17 protein-coding genes and 3 pseudogenes are annotated in these 16,602 nt (G+C 68.3%); 8 read left to right on the top strand and 12 right to left on the bottom strand.

From position 1 onward, the window contains the following. From VN520_RS30745 to VN520_RS30755, 3 genes and pseudogenes are all read left to right on the top strand, one after another. Nucleotides 1-207, top strand: a pseudogene (locus tag VN520_RS30745) (hypothetical protein); the annotation flags it as partial. Continuing rightward, nucleotides 207-2,006, top strand: a complete 1,800-nt coding sequence (locus tag VN520_RS30750) for a hypothetical protein (RefSeq protein WP_325750216.1) — start codon at nt 207-209, stop codon at nt 2,004-2,006. The pseudogene VN520_RS30745 and the gene VN520_RS30750, both read left to right, overlap by 1 nt. Nucleotides 2,007-2,288: 282 nt before the next feature. After that, entirely contained in the window at nt 2,289-2,702 is a 414-nt protein-coding gene (locus VN520_RS30755) for a hypothetical protein (RefSeq protein WP_325750217.1), read from the top strand. Nucleotides 2,703-2,909: 207 nt separating this feature from the next. Here the strand turns inward: VN520_RS30755 and VN520_RS30760 are convergent, their stop codons facing one another. The 9 genes and pseudogenes from VN520_RS30760 to VN520_RS30800 all read right to left on the bottom strand — a co-directional run bounded on the left by VN520_RS30760 (nt 2,910) and on the right by VN520_RS30800 (nt 10,226). Continuing rightward, the gene (locus tag VN520_RS30760) at nt 2,910-3,482 is read right to left on the bottom strand and encodes a hypothetical protein (RefSeq protein ID WP_325750218.1); all 573 of its coding nucleotides are present in this window, start codon (nt 3,480-3,482) and stop codon (nt 2,910-2,912) included. Between the two features lie 354 nt (nt 3,483-3,836). Next, entirely contained in the window at nt 3,837-4,871 is a 1,035-nt protein-coding gene (locus VN520_RS30765) for an XRE family transcriptional regulator (RefSeq protein ID WP_325750219.1), read from the bottom strand. Nucleotides 4,872-5,065: 194 nt separating this feature from the next. Further along, nucleotides 5,066-5,338 (bottom strand): annotated as a pseudogene (locus tag VN520_RS39730) (helix-turn-helix domain-containing protein); the annotation flags it as partial. 821 nt (nt 5,339-6,159) lie between these two features. Next, complete coding sequence (locus VN520_RS30770; protein WP_325750220.1) at nt 6,160-6,666, bottom strand: DUF6624 domain-containing protein; 507 nt, start codon at nt 6,664-6,666, stop codon at nt 6,160-6,162. Nucleotides 6,667-6,749: 83 nt separating this feature from the next. Continuing rightward, nucleotides 6,750-7,245: pseudogene (locus VN520_RS39735) on the bottom strand (DUF6420 family protein). Beyond that, nucleotides 7,245-7,409: a hypothetical protein gene (locus tag VN520_RS30785; RefSeq protein WP_325750223.1), complete on the bottom strand. Its 165-nt coding sequence runs from the start codon at nt 7,407-7,409 to the stop codon at nt 7,245-7,247. Before VN520_RS30785 ends, VN520_RS39735 begins: the two are co-directional and overlap by 1 nt. Nucleotides 7,410-7,569: 160 nt before the next feature. Next, nucleotides 7,570-8,814, bottom strand: coding sequence for a PH domain-containing protein (locus VN520_RS30790; RefSeq protein ID WP_325750224.1), 1,245 nt, complete (start codon nt 8,812-8,814; stop codon nt 7,570-7,572). Beyond that, complete coding sequence (locus tag VN520_RS30795) at nt 8,811-9,368, bottom strand: PH domain-containing protein (protein WP_325750225.1); 558 nt, start codon at nt 9,366-9,368, stop codon at nt 8,811-8,813. The genes VN520_RS30790 and VN520_RS30795 overlap by 4 nt, the downstream gene beginning before the upstream one ends. Before the next feature lie 297 nt (nt 9,369-9,665). Further along, nucleotides 9,666-10,226, bottom strand: coding sequence for a hypothetical protein (locus tag VN520_RS30800; RefSeq protein ID WP_325750226.1), 561 nt, complete (start codon nt 10,224-10,226; stop codon nt 9,666-9,668). A gap of 224 nt (nt 10,227-10,450) precedes the next feature. Here VN520_RS30800 and VN520_RS30805 point away from each other — a divergent pair, with 224 nt between their 5' ends. After that, on the top strand, nt 10,451-10,807 hold the full coding sequence (locus VN520_RS30805) for a WhiB family transcriptional regulator (protein ID WP_325750227.1): 357 nt from the start codon (nt 10,451-10,453) through the stop codon (nt 10,805-10,807). A gap of 814 nt (nt 10,808-11,621) precedes the next feature. Here the strand turns inward: VN520_RS30805 and lexA are convergent. Beyond that, nucleotides 11,622-12,398 (bottom strand): transcriptional repressor LexA, encoded by a 777-nt coding sequence (gene lexA, locus VN520_RS30810; protein WP_325750228.1) that lies wholly within the window; start codon nt 12,396-12,398, stop codon nt 11,622-11,624. Between the two features lie 232 nt (nt 12,399-12,630). Here lexA and VN520_RS30815 point away from each other — a divergent pair, with 232 nt between their 5' ends. The 3 genes from VN520_RS30815 (at nt 12,631) to VN520_RS30825 (ending at nt 14,624) form a co-directional block, all read left to right on the top strand. Then, nucleotides 12,631-13,461 carry an SDR family oxidoreductase gene (locus tag VN520_RS30815; RefSeq protein WP_325750229.1) on the top strand — a complete coding sequence of 277 codons (831 nt, stop codon included), beginning with the start codon at nt 12,631-12,633 and terminating at the stop codon, nt 13,459-13,461. A gap of 137 nt (nt 13,462-13,598) precedes the next feature. Continuing rightward, nucleotides 13,599-14,090, top strand: coding sequence for a hypothetical protein (locus VN520_RS30820; protein ID WP_325750230.1), 492 nt, complete (start codon nt 13,599-13,601; stop codon nt 14,088-14,090). Between the two features lie 252 nt (nt 14,091-14,342). Further along, nucleotides 14,343-14,624, top strand: a complete 282-nt coding sequence (locus VN520_RS30825; protein WP_325750231.1) for an HU family DNA-binding protein — start codon at nt 14,343-14,345, stop codon at nt 14,622-14,624. An 86-nt stretch (nt 14,625-14,710) separates the two neighbouring features. On the opposite strand, the gene VN520_RS30830 is transcribed toward VN520_RS30825, so the two are convergent. Together VN520_RS30830 and VN520_RS30835 are read right to left on the bottom strand one after the other, a co-directional pair. After that, nucleotides 14,711-14,911, bottom strand: a complete 201-nt coding sequence (locus VN520_RS30830) for a helix-turn-helix domain-containing protein (RefSeq protein ID WP_325750232.1) — start codon at nt 14,909-14,911, stop codon at nt 14,711-14,713. 125 nt (nt 14,912-15,036) lie between these two features. Continuing rightward, nucleotides 15,037-15,474, bottom strand: coding sequence for a hypothetical protein (locus VN520_RS30835; RefSeq protein WP_325750233.1), 438 nt, complete (start codon nt 15,472-15,474; stop codon nt 15,037-15,039). Between the two features lie 403 nt (nt 15,475-15,877). On the opposite strand from VN520_RS30835, the gene VN520_RS30840 reads away from it, so the two are divergent. Further along, nucleotides 15,878-16,558, top strand: a complete 681-nt coding sequence (locus tag VN520_RS30840) for a RapZ C-terminal domain-containing protein (protein ID WP_325750234.1) — start codon at nt 15,878-15,880, stop codon at nt 16,556-16,558. The last annotated feature ends 44 nt before the right edge of the window (nt 16,559-16,602 follow it).

The raw sequence follows: 16,602 nt of genomic DNA on the forward strand, positions 1-16,602 counted from the left end.
CGGCCGCCGAGCCCGCTGCCGTCGCTGTCGGCCCGGCGTCTCCGCTCGACGTGGATCGTCGGCCTGCTGGCCGAGGGCATCAGCCCGGCCGTGGTCGCCGAGGCCGCGGGCATGACGTCGCCGGCCGGGCTCGCTCCCTACCACCGCTGGGTCCCGCCCCTACCCAGGGAGGAGGTCATCCGGCTGCTGCACGGGCAACGCCGGTGATGCCGCGACCGGCCCGGGACGAGGAGGCCGCGCGGGCCCTGCGGCCCCGCGTCCATCCCGGGAAGCTGACCAAGATCGAGGACTCCAAGGTCGGCCAGATGCTGGCGCTGCTGGACCGCTCCGGGGTGCCGCAACAACTGGAAATGCTGATCGAGGGGCGGCCAGGGCCTCCTGGGGTGCGGCCGCGCACGGTTCTGGCCGGGCTGTTGCTGGCCTCCTACTTCAGCGGCCGGGCCACCATCGCCGAAGCCTGGCGGATCCTGCACTTCCGTCTGGAGGCCCGGGCCCGCACCTGGCTGGGCATCCCGCAGGACCCGCCCGCCACCGCGCGAGAGTCCATCGCGGCCAGCCGCCGCCTCTACCGGGGCTTCAACCGCATCACCACCGTGCTGGACCCGGCCCGCTGCGACCGCCGCTCCCGCCTCCCCCAGCCGGTCGCCGACGCCTACGCGGATGCCTGGGACGTCCCGTCCGGACGTCAGGCCGCCGAGCGGCTCCAGCACCTGGCCAACCAGCTCGTCCTGGCCCCCGTCCGTCTCGCTCGGGCACGCGGCTACCTGCGCGGCTGGCGCGGTGACGTGGGCGTGGACGCGACTCCGATCCCAGTCCTGGCCCACCCCGACAGCGAACGCACCGAGACCGCCTCGGTGGAGATCACCGCGGGCTGGCACTACAGCGGAGGCTCCGACGAACCGGTCTTCGGCTACAGCGCCAGCTTTGTCGTCGCCGCCCATCGCCGACGTCCCGGCGAGAGTGCGGGCAGACCGCTGTCCTACCCGCAGATGTGCGTCGGCCTGGTGCTGGACACCCCCACGGTCCGCACCGGCCCCAACGCCGTCACCGCGCTGACCCAGCTCGCCGGACTCGGCCTGCCGCCTGGGACCTGCGCGGCCGACCGCGCCTACACCGGATGCGCACCCGAGAAGTTCCAAATACCGGTACGCCGCCTCGGCTACCGCCTCGCTCTGGACTACAAGGTCGAAAACCGCGGACAACAAGGCAGCTGGCAAGGCGCCTTGCTCATCGACGGCTCCCTGGCCTGCCCCCACATGCCCGCCGCACTGGCCCGAGCCACCCAGGGCGCGGACGATGCCACGGTACGTCTGCCGTCCGAGACCCTGCGGGAGGCGGTCGCGGAGCGGGTTCCGTACTTCCTCAAGACCAAGCAAGGACCAGACGCCCGCGGCGCCGTCCGGCTCCACTGCCCGGCAGCCGGTCCGTCGCCGACGGTGAACTGCGCTCGTCGCGACCGGCTCTTCCCGCACAAGCCGCGCCGTTTGGGCCCACCGCCGGCTGTCATCAACCTCGCCGACAGCCGCGCAAGAGCCGCCCACCCCGCCGCACGGCCCACCGTCCAACTCCCCGAGGCCGAATGGCTCGCCCCTCCATCCGCCAAGGAGCTGCCGGCTGTCTGCGGCAAGTCCGACATCACTGTCCCCGCCGACGCCCGCGGTGACCGCCTGGTGGCGAAGTTCCGGCAGGACGACCACTACATGACCAGCGCCTGGATCGCGTCCTACAAGCCCATCCGCAGCCACAACGAAGGAATCCACGGCCGCCTCAAAGGCGAAGAGATCGACATCGGGAACCCGAAACACCGCCCAGCACCAGGCCAGGTCGCCCAGACCCTCCTGGTCGCCCTCATGGTCACCGCCGGCAACCTCGACATCCTCGACACCTGGCTCTACCAGCGCACCGGCAGCCACCTCGCGGACACCGACTACACGGCCGCCCCGCCACCGGCCGGCGCGGATACCGATCCGCCCGCAGTGACAGGACGGCCGCCCCCGCCCAGATGATGACCGGCCCGCGAAACAACCGCACAGGCTCATGACGGCCAGCCCCGGGGCCCCGGGGCTGGCCGTCATGCTCACACAACCGCACGACAGCGAGTCAGCACGCTCACACCTTCGCCCGCCCGCCATCCACCACCCCGAACAACCTCGAACAGGCACCGGAAACGACAAAGATCCCGCCGATCATCATGATCAGCGGGATCTCGTCAACCGAACCTGAGCTAACTCAAGAACGGCCCCTGGTTCGACCCGGGCCAGGTATGGGTGTGGCTTCCGCCTGGCGACTTGCCGCCTGCCCTGCAGGGCCTGGGCCCAGGCACCAGTCTGGGCACTCTCGTCAGCGCGGTCGAGGCCGCCCACCCCGACCTGCGTGACCGCTTCCGTGCCGAAGTGGCCAACACCCTGGAAGAGGACGAGGAGGACAGCAACCCAGCAGCGCGGGACTATCTGGTCGAACAGCTGTGGCCAGCTGCCATCTGCTACGCCGTCACCACGGCTACCCAGTTCCGGGAACGACCCCACGGTCACTCGCCCTGGGACCTCCTGAGCGACGGCTTCGAAGAGGGCACTCTGGCCGACCACTTCGATGAGATCGGCAGCACCCTGACCCCCCATTCCCTGGGTCCGGTGTTCACCCTGTCGATCGGTGTGCCGCTCATCTCCAACGTGCTCGGCTTGAAGCCGGACAACGAGAACTGAGAGTCTCGCACCGACCCTGGTAGGGCTCTGGCCCTCTACCCATGGGGAGAGGGCCAGAGATCGGCTGGCAACCACACGGCAGCGTGGTTGGAGCAACTCACGACTTCCCGCAGAAGGGTCTCGCAGCGGGCATCGGTGTCGACAACATGATGGGCCGGGGGAGTGCCCCAAGGCCGGCACGTCCGCGGCGCCCTACTGCCGGGCCTCTTACGGAAGACGGAAGTTCTGCTGCACCGCCTGGTCCACGATGTCCCGCATGATCGGCCTGTCGTTGGCCAGGTCGCCGAGATCGACCACGGCGAGCAGCGCGCACGTCAGGGCGGCCGTGTGGTGCGGGCCGGGCTGCTCGCCACGGTCCGCCCTCTCCGCCCGCCAGCCGTAGTACCAGGCCAGGACATCCAGCTCCGAGTCCGCAGGGAGCTGCCCGATGAGTTCAGTGATGAAGGCGACCGCCTCCGCCTGGTCCTGCGCGGGCAGGTCCTCGACTGCGCTGTTGCCGACGATCCGCCCGACGAGCACCTGCCGCAGCTCGGCGATGCCGTCCGGGTCCTCGGCGGCCGTCTGCCGGTTCCCCAGGTACAACCCGGCGACCGACCCGATGAGGAAGACCGTCGCGCGGTGGGTATCTTCCATAGCCGGGACAGGGCGATAGTTCTTGATGAACCGGATGGCCTTCTTGCGGCGAGCCGACGGCTCGCCCGCCGCCAGCACCAGCGACCAGGCTACGTGCACGGCATCGGCCGGCGGCAAGGCATCGGTGTGTTCGTCGGTGGCGGGCATAGCGGTTCCTCCCCAGACGTGCGGATCGCGCTCACGGTTGACGGCGCGCGGGCAGGCCCGTGCCGGGAGCGGGCTGCATCCCCGCTATCGCGGGACCAGTGGGAGGCCGGCTGTTCTCCGGGACCGAGTCTGCCGTCCAACGGACGGCACCTCAAGCCCGACTTCGGTCGTGCCTCGACCAGCCGCAACAGTGCGAGCTGGCATCGTTGACAGCGGAGCCCGCCCGGAGGCCCTTCGCACGTCGTCCCGGGCGGGCCACCAACAACCACCTGCGGGCGCAGGGTGTCCTCAATGTGATGCGGGCCGTCAGCGCTCCGCCGCCCCTGGTGACGCTGGCCGGTCAGTGCTTCCTCCTCAGACGAGAACGCCGCTGCGTTCGGCGAGGCCACGCAGTTCTGTCGACGTAGGCCCGGACACCAGCAAACTGGAGATCAAGGTCTTCGTCGCGGGGCGAGCGTGGGTCTCCTGTGGAGCGCATCGCTCAGCGGCCAACAGTGTGCGGACGCAGTCACTGCGGCGGCCAAGACGGTCGTAGGTGACGGCGATGTCGCCGAGGGCGCGGGAGCGGCGTTCGACGCTGGGGAGTGCCTTCAGCGAGATCGCGCGAGCGGCATCGAGCGCGGCCCGGGGATCGTCGGCGTGGTTCTCGGCGCTGATCCTGTGGAGTTGCACAGTGAGGGGGCTGAAGCCGCCGCCGTGGTCGCGCAGCAGGGTGGCGCCTAGTTCCTTGGCGAGGGCGGCGGCTTCGTCGGTCAGCTCCCGCATTCCGTCCCGGTCCCCGCGGCGCGCGAGGGTATATGACGCACTCTGGACCAGGAGGCCGCGGACCGCGGCCCCGGCGCGTCCGGTGCCTCGGAGATCCGGGTGATCAGCGGCGGAGAGCGCGATGGACAGCGCTTGGTCGTGCCATCCCGCCTTCCTGGCGAGGACGGCCAGCTGGCGCGCGGACTCGGCGACCGCGAGGACGTCTCCCGTCGACTGCGCGAGCTGCTGGGCGCGGTCGGCGGCCATCCAGCCGAGCTGCTGCTCGTCCATCTTCACGAGCATGCGGGTGGCCAGGAGGTAGGTCTTGGCCAAGAGGGTGTGCTGCTCCGTGTCGCCGCCGCTGGTGGAGAGCGCGTGGCCGACGCGGATGAGGCGGGGCAGGCGCACGGCCAGGGAGGCGTAGCGGCAGGCGTCGAAATCGGCGAGCGCGCGGGTGAAGTCGGTAGCGAGCGCCTCGGGCGATGACGGCGCGGCCGCGGCCGTCCCCAGTCCGAGCATCGCGTCCCGGAGCCGGGTGACGAGCAGCTCGCCCAGCAGGGCCTCGTCGGCCTGCACGGATCCGCTCCCGAGCAATGGGGCGGCGGCCGTGGCCGCCAGGCCCGCGAGCAACTTGCGTCGACGCACCGGTCCTTCACCGTCCTCCCGCCCTGTGTAACTACCCTAGGGGCGGGGAGTCGGGGAAAGACGCTGATTGCGCCGATCGGCTGACCATGTCGAGTGTCCGGCTGGGGAGCGGGCGGCGTCAGGCCGAATGCGTGGTGCGGGAGTTCAAGGGCGTCGGCGAAGCATCGCAGGACGTCGACGTCGGTCATCGGTGAGATACCCCGCTCGTACCGGGAGACCTGCGCCCCGGAGTATCCGGTCATCTTGCCCAGCTCGGCGAGCGTGAGGCCCTTGGCCTTCCGGGTCTGACGTACCAGTTCCCCGGGCTTCACATCAGCCCCCGGGGGCGCTGGTGATGACGCCACCGAGGCGCTCGCCGACCGGCTCAGGGGCCCCGGAGGCACGGGCAGTACGGTGCTCCGCGCGCACGTCGTAGGCGTCGTGATACGGCGCGGCATCGACCTGGAGTGGATGTTCCGCCCGCCCATCCACGCCGCTGCTACCTCTCATGGGCAGTGGGAGATCACTGTCGATGACGATCCGGATGCTGAGGTGACTACCTTCAGCGCATCGGACATCCGCAGCTTCGCCGCCCGACTACACGTCGCCTACGGCGCCGCGTAGCTCACCGCTCCAGCTGACTGCCATGGCCTGCGACCGCCCTGTTCGGTCGCAGGCTTCGTGGTTGCTGCGGGCCCGGGGCTAACCCCGTGGTTCGGGATGATCACGTGGCCGAAGCCCATGGTCTGCGGCTGGACGTCCAGCACGCCGGTTAGGACGACCGAGACGTCGGCACTATCCCACGGGTCACGCCCGGGGCGTCTCCGCGACCGGCGTAAGGTCCGATACTCGGCGTCCCAAGATTCGGACCGCACACGGGCCGCACATGTCGCCGGCCCCCGTGACGTACAGCTGGACGTCGGCTGTGTAGCACTTCGGGCAGTACGGACGTCCGGTGGCGAGCGCGCGCTCCTCTGCTGGGCACAGGCGCGGACCTCCGATCAGGCCGGTGATGATGACACGGCCGCAGTGCGCGCACTCCAGGCCGTACAGCGCATCGCGGTTACAGCGGGGGCACCGGGCGCCGGCCGGAGCTGCCGCCACCGGGGTCGGTGAGGACGCCGAGACCGGCGCTATCAGGCCGGAGGCCTTGGAGCATCCCGGGCTGGGAACGGCGATCGTGGTGGTGTGAGAGGCGGTCATAGTCGAGGGGCTCCTTCGGAGTGGCCGGGCCGTCGGCCTCATTCAGCCTGATTCGTTCAGGGCCGACACACCACCGGCGAATTCACCCCGCCCATCAGCTTCTGCATCAGACAGCCTCGGCATCGCGGACGCGCATACGCCTGTCGTACTCCGCAGCGGATTCCAAGCCCACTGCGGCACGCCGAGCGTCGAGCTGCTCGGGATCGGCCACGGCACACGGCTGCAGCTTCCCGCCCGGGGCTTTGGTGTACTGAGTCCCGTACACCTGCGGCTCACCGGCTGCGACCAGAACCCGGTCGGTGAGGTAGGCAAGATGGCGAGGCAGGGCCTCGCCATCCGCAACAGCCTCCTGAAGGAGACCGAGCACCTGACGTTGAAGATCGAGATCACGGTCGGCGTGCTGCGCCAGAAGCCACGCTTCGTCGGCTCCCTGCTCCCCGACCAGGCTGATTCCTAACCAGCCATGCGTCGCGATGGCCTGTCTGAGCCAAGCGGTGTTGTCGGCGTCGACCCGGACAAGGTCGCGGCCGTCGCCGGTCTCGAGCATCCGTCGGCGGGCCACCTGGTCCTGCTCAGCGCGGCAGTGAAGGTCGGCAGCAAGATCGTGGTCCATCAGTTCCTCCGCGTGAGGTCTGCCGAGTCCCTGCCGCCCACGAGCGCTTCCTGGACCCGCTGGTCGGATGGGGCTGGCGAACCTCAATCGGCGGGGCTGCCGTGTTCCTTGGGGGCCGTGCGTCGCACGGGGCCAGCCAGCGCCTCGATGTCCTTCAGGAGCCGGTCGACGGGGCGCTCGTCGCCGAGTTCAATGGCGAGTGCGGCCCGAACGAAGGTGGTGAGCTCGATGCTGCCGGTTCGTAGTGCGAAGGAGCGCAGCACCGCCCCCGCGACAGCGACGTGGTGACGGCACCCGGCGTGCAGGCAGTGTCCTCAGCAGCGAGACCGAGCCGCTCGAAGAGGGCGGTCTTCTCTGCGGTGAGCTGGGCCGGGCAACCAAGGTGGTCCAGTGTGATCTGGAGGTGCTTGCCATCCTCCTGACGGTCAGCCGCCCGCCGCCGGGTGTGACGTAGCGGCCGCCGACCTCCACGGTGCCGTACGGGTGCAGCAGCGGCAGGTCCTTCTCCCCGGCATGCAGCACCGGCAGGTTGTCGTACTCGGTGTACGGGCCGGCGGTGCCGTGGTCCTCACTGGTCATCAGGTGCTCGTCTCGTGCGTGCGGTCGACGGTGAGCTTGCGCTCCTGGTCCTCGTCGTCCTGGTGGTCGTCGGCGGGCCAGATGCCGAATGGGCCGGACAGGCCAGGGCCAGCAGCGCCGAGCTGGGCGGCCCCGCCCTTGAGTCGATGGTGAGCGCGGATCACAGACGCGGTTCTCCTGAGGCAGACGAGCGTTACACCCTTATGGTGGCCTCTGCCGGAAGGCGCGTACGCGCCTTCCGGCCATCCTCACGACAGTCGTCTACAGGCCCGAAAACGGGCTGGCCCGGGGTACGGAACCCCGCGATCGACGTTGAGGCCGAGGTCAATGAAGCGTCGACGCCTGGTGCAGGTGCTGCGCAAGATCGGTTGACTCGGCAGATGTGCGGTGGACTGCTGACACGCGGTTCCCTCCTGCCATGTGCGCGTGCACGTTGGCGAGGCCGAGTCTGCGCTGCCATGGCCCCTGTCGAACGCTGACCGTTTGAATTCGGTCAGCGGGGCAGATCGTGATGCTGTTACGGAAGAAGTAGCCGCGCCAAGTGGCGAAGTACCCATTGCCGAGGCGGTAGCCGAGCGCCCTGTGAAAGAGCGTCGCCCTGCGGGCCTTCCCAGGCGCCGGAATGGGAGCGTGGAGATGGGCCACGGCGTCCGCACCAAGGAGGTGAAGCACCAACTTCTCGGCGACGGTGCGCGGGCACACAGGCAGCAGCACGCCAGGTCTTCCCGCTCCGGCCACGGCCACTCGCACCTCGACCCAGTTGAACCGTCGCCACAGAACGGGCTGATGAAGTTCGATAGATGCGACGCGGGAGGTTCGGTAGGTGTACTGCTGGGTGTCGAACAGGCCATGATCGGTGCGATAGCTGCCCTCGGCGATGCGGGTGACTGACCACCGGCTGTAGGTGAAGAGCCGCCGTCCCGTCAGCTTCCACACCTTGGGCACAAAGGCGACCAGCGTCGAGAGGGTGAACAGCTCGCCGGAGAGAACGTACGGGCCTACGCCGATTCCGACGAGGAGGAGCGACTTGAGGTTCGTTCCGAGATCAAGGAGGAGAGCCACGACCAGGTCCGCAGTCCTGACCCGGTGAAGCCGCTCATCGGCGGTGTCTTCGGCGAGGATACGGGCCTTGAGCGCTCTCGCCTGATTGAGGGTGAGGTAGGAGAGGGTCATCGTCGTGCCCGACATCACGACTCGGAGGGTGCAGACCCCAAGAAGCCTGCCGAAGAAGGGCTGGCCAATGTCGACGCTCTGGACGTGGTGAAGCTCGCAGTGACGCCGGACCTTGAAGACCAGGCCACTGCGGTACTCGAGTTCGTCACCATCCAGGCTGTAGTGGCTCAGTCTCCACGACGTAATGAACAGGCTCAGGACGACCGCGACAACCACCGTTACGGCTGTACAGGCGACCCAAAGGGGCACGTCGATCTTGTTCCTCGCGTCTGAAGTCCCCACGCTGAACAGGTTGTGCTGCTGGTACGCCAGACCTGCAAGTGCGGCGAGCACGGCCCAACTGCGCCGCAACGGGGTGGCCGGATGCAGGCGGCCCTGCAAGGGCGACAGCGTCATACCGGCAGCCTCCGCTTCCGGGCGAGGTCGGTCAGCCGGTCGCGCAGCTCGTACGCCGTCTGCGGGTCGACGTCGGCGATGGCGTTATGCCCGGCCGCGCTGCTGATGGTGACGGTGGCCAGGTCATAGCGGCGCTGGATGGGGCCGGAGACGACGTTGACCTCCTGGATCCGGGCGTAGGCCAGAACCGTGAACCGCCGGTAGAGAAGACCGGAGCGTATGTACAGCTCCTCGTCGCCCAGGTGGTAGCCGCGAAAGAGCCAACCGGCCTTGATGCGATCCCAGCGCCAGGCGTACAGAACGACGGGGACCAGGACGAGGAACGCCAGCGCCGGACGCCACCAGCTGACCATCTCGTGCCAGGTCTGTGCCTTGCTCGAGAGCGTGTGGATGAGGGTGGTGCCGGTCGCGGCCGTCGCTCCGATCAGGGCGCTCATGCCCAGGATCTGCAACGCGGCCGCAATCCGGTGGACGCGAACGGTGCGCGCTGGGTGCTGGGTCATCTCCACGCGGTCGAGCGTGAAAGGTGGTTCGGGTCTGATGTAGCGGGCCATGCCAGAGGTCCTGCTTCCCTTGAGCGAGACGGTGTGCACAGCGGAGCGTCGTCGTGCACGGCTCACTCAGCGAGGCGCCGCGAATCTCGATGAAGGGTTACATCGCCGCTGCCTGCGGCCGCCGGCGCCGTGGGCTTCGTGGTGAGAAGCCGTGACGAAGCAGTCGTACAGCCGGGCGGCATCGCTCGTTCAGGACAGGGCAGGAAGGGCCGGGCCGCGGCTTGGGGCGCGCTCGTCTCCCGGGTTACGAACGGTGGTCGGAACCCACCTGGGGTGCCAGCGCGCCCCAAGCTCCTCTCAACCGATGGGTCGTGTCCAGCCGTGCTCGGCTGACCGCACACCCGCGATCCCCGGCCGATCGCGGTACGGGTAGAGCGGAGTGGCGGATGCCACCTCGGGGAACGACTCGGCAGGGCTGATCGCGCACCGCGTCCCGGGCCTCTCGGTCTGCGCCCAGTGGATCGCCGCCCGGCGGCTCCACTCGCGGCGCAGGGTGACGCCGGTCTCGGGCAGCCAGACGACCCAGTCGCCACGGCCGTGCCGGCGGCGACTCCACAGAACGAGGAGAACGAGGCCGATGATGGCCTCGGCTGCGGCCAGAGGCAGGAGCAGAAGGCGGGCCGCCTCGTCGGCTGCTGTGGCGAGGAGAGCAGCCACTGTCGCGCCGGTCAGCCACGCAGGCCAGTACCAGTACGGGCGAGGCTCAAGCGTCCGGCGATACGCCATAAGTGCTCCGACCAGCAGGCCACTGGCTGTGACAGCCAGGAAGAGTGTGCTGGTGACGAGCGTCAGGAAGGCACACACCGCAGCCCCACAGGCAAGACTGCTGGCGGTCCTGCGATCTTGTGCCTGCGGCATCGTGCTCTTCCCTTCGATCCTTCGAAAGATCTCTACGTCGGTAGCGCGGCCCGGGCCTGGGCTGCGGGTCCAGCCGTAGGACGTAGGTATCTAGCCAGCTGTTCACTCGATCGGGTCACTGTACGTGGCCACTATTTCCTCGCAGAAACGGTTGGCGTAGCGTCGCGGCACTTGCCTGCTGAGTTTGGCGGGGGAGCGGATGACGAGGTGAGAGGGCGGGGCCAGTGAGCAAGGGGGGCCAGGAAGCCTGGCGTGCACGAGGATCATGCCGGACGGGAGACCCGGAAGAGCTCTTCGTTCAAGGCTCGGCTCAGAGCAGAGCAAAAGCTATTTGCACTGGCTGCCCGGTGCGGACCGAATGCCTCGCATACGCCCTCGATCACAGGGAAGAGCATGGCGTTTGGGGTGGAATGACCGAACGTGAGCGCCGCGCTCTCTTGCGCAGGCGCCCGACCGTCACGTCGTGGCAGGGCCTGCTCACCGCAGCCCGTACGGAGCACGACCGACGCTCTGTCGCCGAGAGCGCTTGGAGCGTTCGGCAGGAGTACTCGACGAAGAGCGCCGGCTCGTCCGTTGCTTGATCAGCGGAGGAGACCCTCTGGCGAGGCTTGCTACTCCGGCCGCCGGCCGCAGTTCGGACATGAGAATTCAAGCCCGGGGCTGTAGACAGCGTCGCAGTCCCGGCAAACCGCCAGATGAACGTAGTTGCAGCTGCAGCCGGCGTCGGCGCATGAGTCAGCGCCAGGGCACACGTACGGGTCCCGCCCGGGCGCCGGGCGCGGCAGACGCTCCCTCGGGGGGAGGGTCTCCAGGTAGGCGCGGTAATCCGGGTTCTCCCGCGTCGGGCAGCCCTCCGGACACGGACCGGACAGCCACGGGTCATGCCCTGGGATCGGATCAGTTACTTCGCAGCGGGGAGCGATCCACGGATCCCAGACGGCGCGGTTGTACGCACTGCGCTCGCGTCGTACGGCCTTGGCCGCTTCGGTGTACGACTCGCCGGCGGCCTCGCCGCGGCGGCGTACGAGGTTTTTCCGGGCATGATCGGCAGGCATGGCAGCTCCGTGGGCATTCAGAAGGTCTGAATGCGCTGGTGCAGAGCACCTTTCCGTAGCGCGTCAGCCGGGCCGACAACGCGGGCCTGCGCTGGCCCGCCCCACAAGACTCTGGGGCGCGCCGAGCGTAGCAGCCCCTGGGAGCCGGATCAGGCGGCGCCATCCGCGCGGGGCAACGCAGGGTCCGGGGCCTTGGTGCCCCTGCAGGATGGCGAACTGCCGGAGGGTGGGTGCGTGCCGCCGCATGTTTGATCACCGTGGACGGCAGGCTATGCGCCGGGCCGTCGAGGAAGAGGAGCGGTAGCTCCGGCAGCTCGTGCCGCCGTCGGACAGGAAAGGGTCACACGGATCGCATGACGGCAACGACCTTGCCCAGGATCGCCCCGTCATCTCCCAGCCTGATCGGTTTGTAGGCCAGGTTGCAGGGCATCAGCCATGCTCCGTCGTCCGCGATACGGAGCTTCTTCACGGTCGCCTCACCGTCGCTCAGGAGAGCAGCCACGATATCGCCGGGCTCGGCACTGCTCTGACGGCGCACGGTCACCACATCGCCATCACGGATGCCGGCATCGATCATGCTCTGGCCGGCGACCAGGAGTGCGAACAGGTCGCCGTGGCCAACTACCGCACGAGGCATTGGAAGCACGTCTTGGACATCCTGTTCGGCCAGGATTGGCGGTCCGGCGGCGATGCGTCCTACGAGCGGGACATGCGCCACGGCGGCCGCTCGCGCCGCTTGGGCGGCCCGCTCGGCCACGTCCTCGTCAGAGGGCGTAGGCAGCCGGTGGGCGTCGACCAGGGCCTGGGCGCGGGGAGCGAGGGCATACGCCCGCGGGCGCTGAGGGTCACGGCGCAGAAAGCTCTTGCGCTCGAGTGCCTGGAGCTGGTGAGCGACCGAGCTGGTGCTGGAGAGCTTCACCGCTTGCCCGATCTCACGCATCGAGGGCGGGTAGCCGCGCTCTCGGACGGAGTTCAGGATGCAGGTCAGGACGGCGCGCTGGCGCGACGTTAGGCCGTCAGCGTCCTCTCGGATACCCGGCGGCCGGCCGGGAAGAGCAGTATCGGCGTGCATGGAAACCCCCCTCACGATCTTGCGTGGAACCGAACGTAACCGCATGTATCCAGAAAGGGAACATTATTTCGATAGGGGCTCTGGCTACGGTCCCGCGCCGAACCGCGTAAGCAGCTCTCGGCGAACACCCTCCGAGAGGTGTCACGGTTAAGACGGTCCGGCAACGACCTGCAGCGGGTCCCGGCAGAAAGCCTGCACGCCCCGGGAGGAGAGGCGGAGCCTTACGGCTCTACACGATTCCGGGTCGGGACGGCGAAGGATCCTCTACGGTCGCGCCATGAGAGTTCTGATCGTCGGCGGCAGTGGATTCCTAGGGGCTGAGCTGGTCCGCCAATCGACAGCAGCAGGGCATACGACTGCCGCGACCTTCGCTTCCAGGCCCGGCAGCGTCCCGGCTGCAACGTGGTACGAGCTGGATCTCCGGAACCCTGACCGCCTCGAAGCTGTGATGGCTGAGGCGAGGCCCAGCGTCGTAATCAACGCCACCAGCAGCGACGCTGACTGGACAGTCACAGCTGAGGGCCCTGTCCGCTTAGCCAAGGCAGCGGCCCAGCACGACAGCCGCCTGGTCCACGTCTCCAGCGACGCGGTGTTCTCCGGCCTGGGCCGCGTTCACTACGACGAAGCCTGTGATCCTGACCCGCTGACCGCATACGGCGCCGCAAAGGCCGCGGCGGAGACAGGCGTACGCCGCCTGTACCCGGCGGCCGTCATCGCCCGCACCTCGCTCATCATCGGCGGCACCGACTCCGCACATGTGCGCATCGTCCATGACCTCGCAGCCGGCCGCCGCGACGGAGCGCTGTTCACCGACGACATCCGCTGCCCCGTGCACGTCACCGACCTCGCTGCTGCCCTGCTGGAACTCGCCGCCACCGACGCGCACGGCGTACACCACCTTGGGGGCGCCCATGCCGTTACCCGCCACGAGCTCGGCATCCTCATCGCCCGCCGCGACCGACTCGATCCCTCCCGACTGGCCCAGGGCCTGCGGGCGAACACAACGCTTCCCGGGGCGCTCGATGTCCGCCTCGACAGCCGCCGCACCCAACGCAAGCTCCGCACCACCCTCCGCGGCGCCCACGACTTCCTTGCCACCAGCGTCTGAGCGCCAGCCCTACGTCGCCGTGGCGCGAAACAGCGCTCGGCGGCCGATGCGACTCCGCCCCCAGAACCACCAGCCGCTCGGTCTGCATAGGGTGCTCCCTACTTCCCGAAACGCCGATCCGACCCGACGGAGCCCGTGTGCCTTCCCTTCCCGAGCACGAGCGTGCAGAGATCCTGCTGCCGGCCATGGCACGCGCTCTGGGCCGCATCCGCTACCTCACCAAAGACCTCGCCGACATCGCCGACGTGTTCGACGACATGGACCGGGCCATCGCCGACGGCATGTCCATACCCGTCGAGGAAGTTCCGGAGATGACCGGCACAGCCGAGTCCCTCAGTGAGAGCGAGCGCGCCCTGGACGCACTCCTGTCCCGAGCGCTGCTGAAACTGCCGGAGGACCTGACGGCCGGGCTGCCCGAGGACGACTTCGACACAGCGATGGAGCGGCAGTTTCAGATCTCTTGGCAGAAGGCTGCCGAGGCCATCGCCGCCGGTGAGCTAAACCACGCCACCCGGGTACTCCAGCACACCCCTTACCCGGCGCTCGCGCGCATCGAGAAAGGGCTCGCGCACTGGGCGCACTGCCTGGAGGCAGCGGAGTTCCGACGGAATCCGCCTGAGCGCACCTGATGTCCTCGTCGACGGACAGCTATCCGCTAGCCGTGACGTGAGGGCAGATCCACCTACCGATGGCACCGTTGTGGCGACCGCGGTCATCTGCGTGTCGGCGTCCTCACCAGCGTCTGGCGGTCCTCCGCCGGGCGGCCGGCCCCGTTCGGCACGTCGACTACCGTTCCGTTGTCAGTGCCGGATGCGAGGATGGCGACACCCCGGCCGAAGCACCTGCCGACTGGGGACGCTCAGAGACTTTGGAGTAACCGCATGAACCGCAGTGAGCTGGTGGCAACGCTCGCAGACCGGGCCGAGGTGACCCGTAAGGACGCTGACGCTGTTCTGGCAGCCTTCGCCGATGTCGTCGGTGACGTCGTCTCTAAGGGCGACGAGAAGGTCACCATCCCTGGGTTCCTCGCCTTCGAGCGCACTCACCGTGCCGCTCGTACTGCCCGTAACCCGCAGACCGGCGATCCGATCGACATCCCGGCCGGCTACAGCGTGAAGGTCTCGGCCGGTTCCAAGCTGAAGGAAGCCGCGAAGGGCAAGTAGCGGGTCATCCGCAGCGGGGCCCCCACCATCCTGGTGGGGGCCCCGCTGCCTGCGAACTGGATTCAGCCGACTTCCTTTCCGGCCCGTTAGGCGGTTGCCTTCCGGAGAGCTCCACCTCGGCTGCGCATGGTCGTCTTGGCTTCGCCGAGCAGAGTGTGGACGAATCCGTACGACTTCCTCTGCTCTTCCGCGATGGCTCGGACCGAGGCGCCGGCGTCGTACTTCTTCTTGAAGTCGGCGGCGAGCTTGCTTCGAGCGTCGCCAGTGATCTGAATCTTCTTCGGCATATCGGAGACTCTCTTCGTTCACGGTGTTACGTCGTCGTTGCCCGACGAGCATCGCCCTGGAGCCCAGGGGAAGCGACGGTCCGCGAATTCTGTGCGGAGAAGGGGACACGCGCCGTGTGTTCACCTCAGTCCGCGCAGCCAGTGCGCTCCATTTCCGCGACGTAGTCTGCGAGCGCCTGAGCGGCGGTGGTACGCATGACCCGAACGTGTGGAGCAGCCTGCTCGGCCAGGTGCAGTGCAGTCTCAAGGTCGAACTGGTGGCTGGCAACCCAGGCGTCACGTCCCGCGTGGTATTCGTCCCGTTCGGAGTCGGTAACCAGCTCTCGGTCACCCCCAGGCCACTGGTACCCCCAGGACCACTTCCCGTCGGCGCCGAGGAAACACAGTTCGTCGCGGATGATTCGATAGCGTCCGGATCCGCGGTACTCAACGGTGATGGTGAAGGCCTCGCGCTCGGGTACGTCCTCGGGAAGCAGGTTCACAGAGAACCGTGTCGGCCGGACGACGGGCCGGCGCTCAAGCGGGGCTGCCGCAGGTGTCTGTTGATCGGGGGCTGTGGACATGCAGTCGATCATCACGTTCGAGGTGGCCAGACGCCCAGCGACCGCGAATCCAAGGTGCGGGCGAGACAGGGTTCGACTTGGATTGATTCGTGCAACTGGAACATCGGGCTTCACGCCGAGGAAGATGCGCCAGCAGGCGGGCGACTTGGCACGCCCATCCGAACCCGGCACAGCCTCGTACGAGATATCGACAGCATGAGAGGCCGAGCACCAGCGCGGGGGGGTTGCGCAGATGATCTCGGCCTCTGCTCGCAGGCTACGCCTAACCAACCGATAAGCGACAGCTCTTTTCGGGCACCAGCTCTTTCCGTGGCCGACCAGGCAGAGCGGTGCAGGCAAAAGTGGCAACAGGCAACAAGGACAACTCCCTCCTCGGCTCATGAAGCGCCGGAACACTGAACTCATGAGTCACCACGCCTTACGCAGCCACGCCCGCCTCCCTGGCTTAATCCAGTCGGTGATCACCTCGTACGGAGAAGGTCATCACGACGCCCCGAGCGGCAGCGCCCTTCGCGTAGACGCCCGTCCGCTCCGCAACCCGCCTGACGACCCTGCCGTCCGCGAGCGCATGCTCCACTCCACCGGCCTGGACCCTGAGGTACGCCACTACGTCATGGCCACACACGGGGCAGAACAGCTCGTCGACCGCAGCGTGCACCGCGCACTGGCCCTCCTTCGGCACCCAGCTCCGGCCAGCGGCGGACAACTGCACCGCGTCGATGTTCATGTCCTTTGTACCGGCGGCCGGCATCGATCCGTTGCCGTGGCCGAGGAGATCGCCACTCAACTGCGAACCGTGGGCGTCGGGTGTGAGGTCGAACACCGGCACATCGATCGGCCCGTCCTGAACCGATGGGTTCCCCAGCTGACGGAGCATGAGGCGGCAGTCCTTCAACTGCTGGCGCGGGGGGACTCGTACACCGAGATCGCTACCGCGCTCCGAGTGCGCTCCCAGACCGTCGGCCTCCTCGTCGCCAGGCTCCGGGGAGCACTTCGAGCCCGGACCGCCGCGCACGCCGTTGCCGTCGGATACGAGACCGAGCTGCTGCCAGCTCGACCTCGCGCGGGGTTCTTGCGGCGGTGACAGAAGCGGTTGTGAATGAGGGCTCCTGTGCGGAACACTGGCTG

The organism is Streptomyces sp., from assembly GCF_035563135.1.
GTDB lineage: Bacteria > Actinomycetota > Actinomycetes > Streptomycetales > Streptomycetaceae > Streptomyces.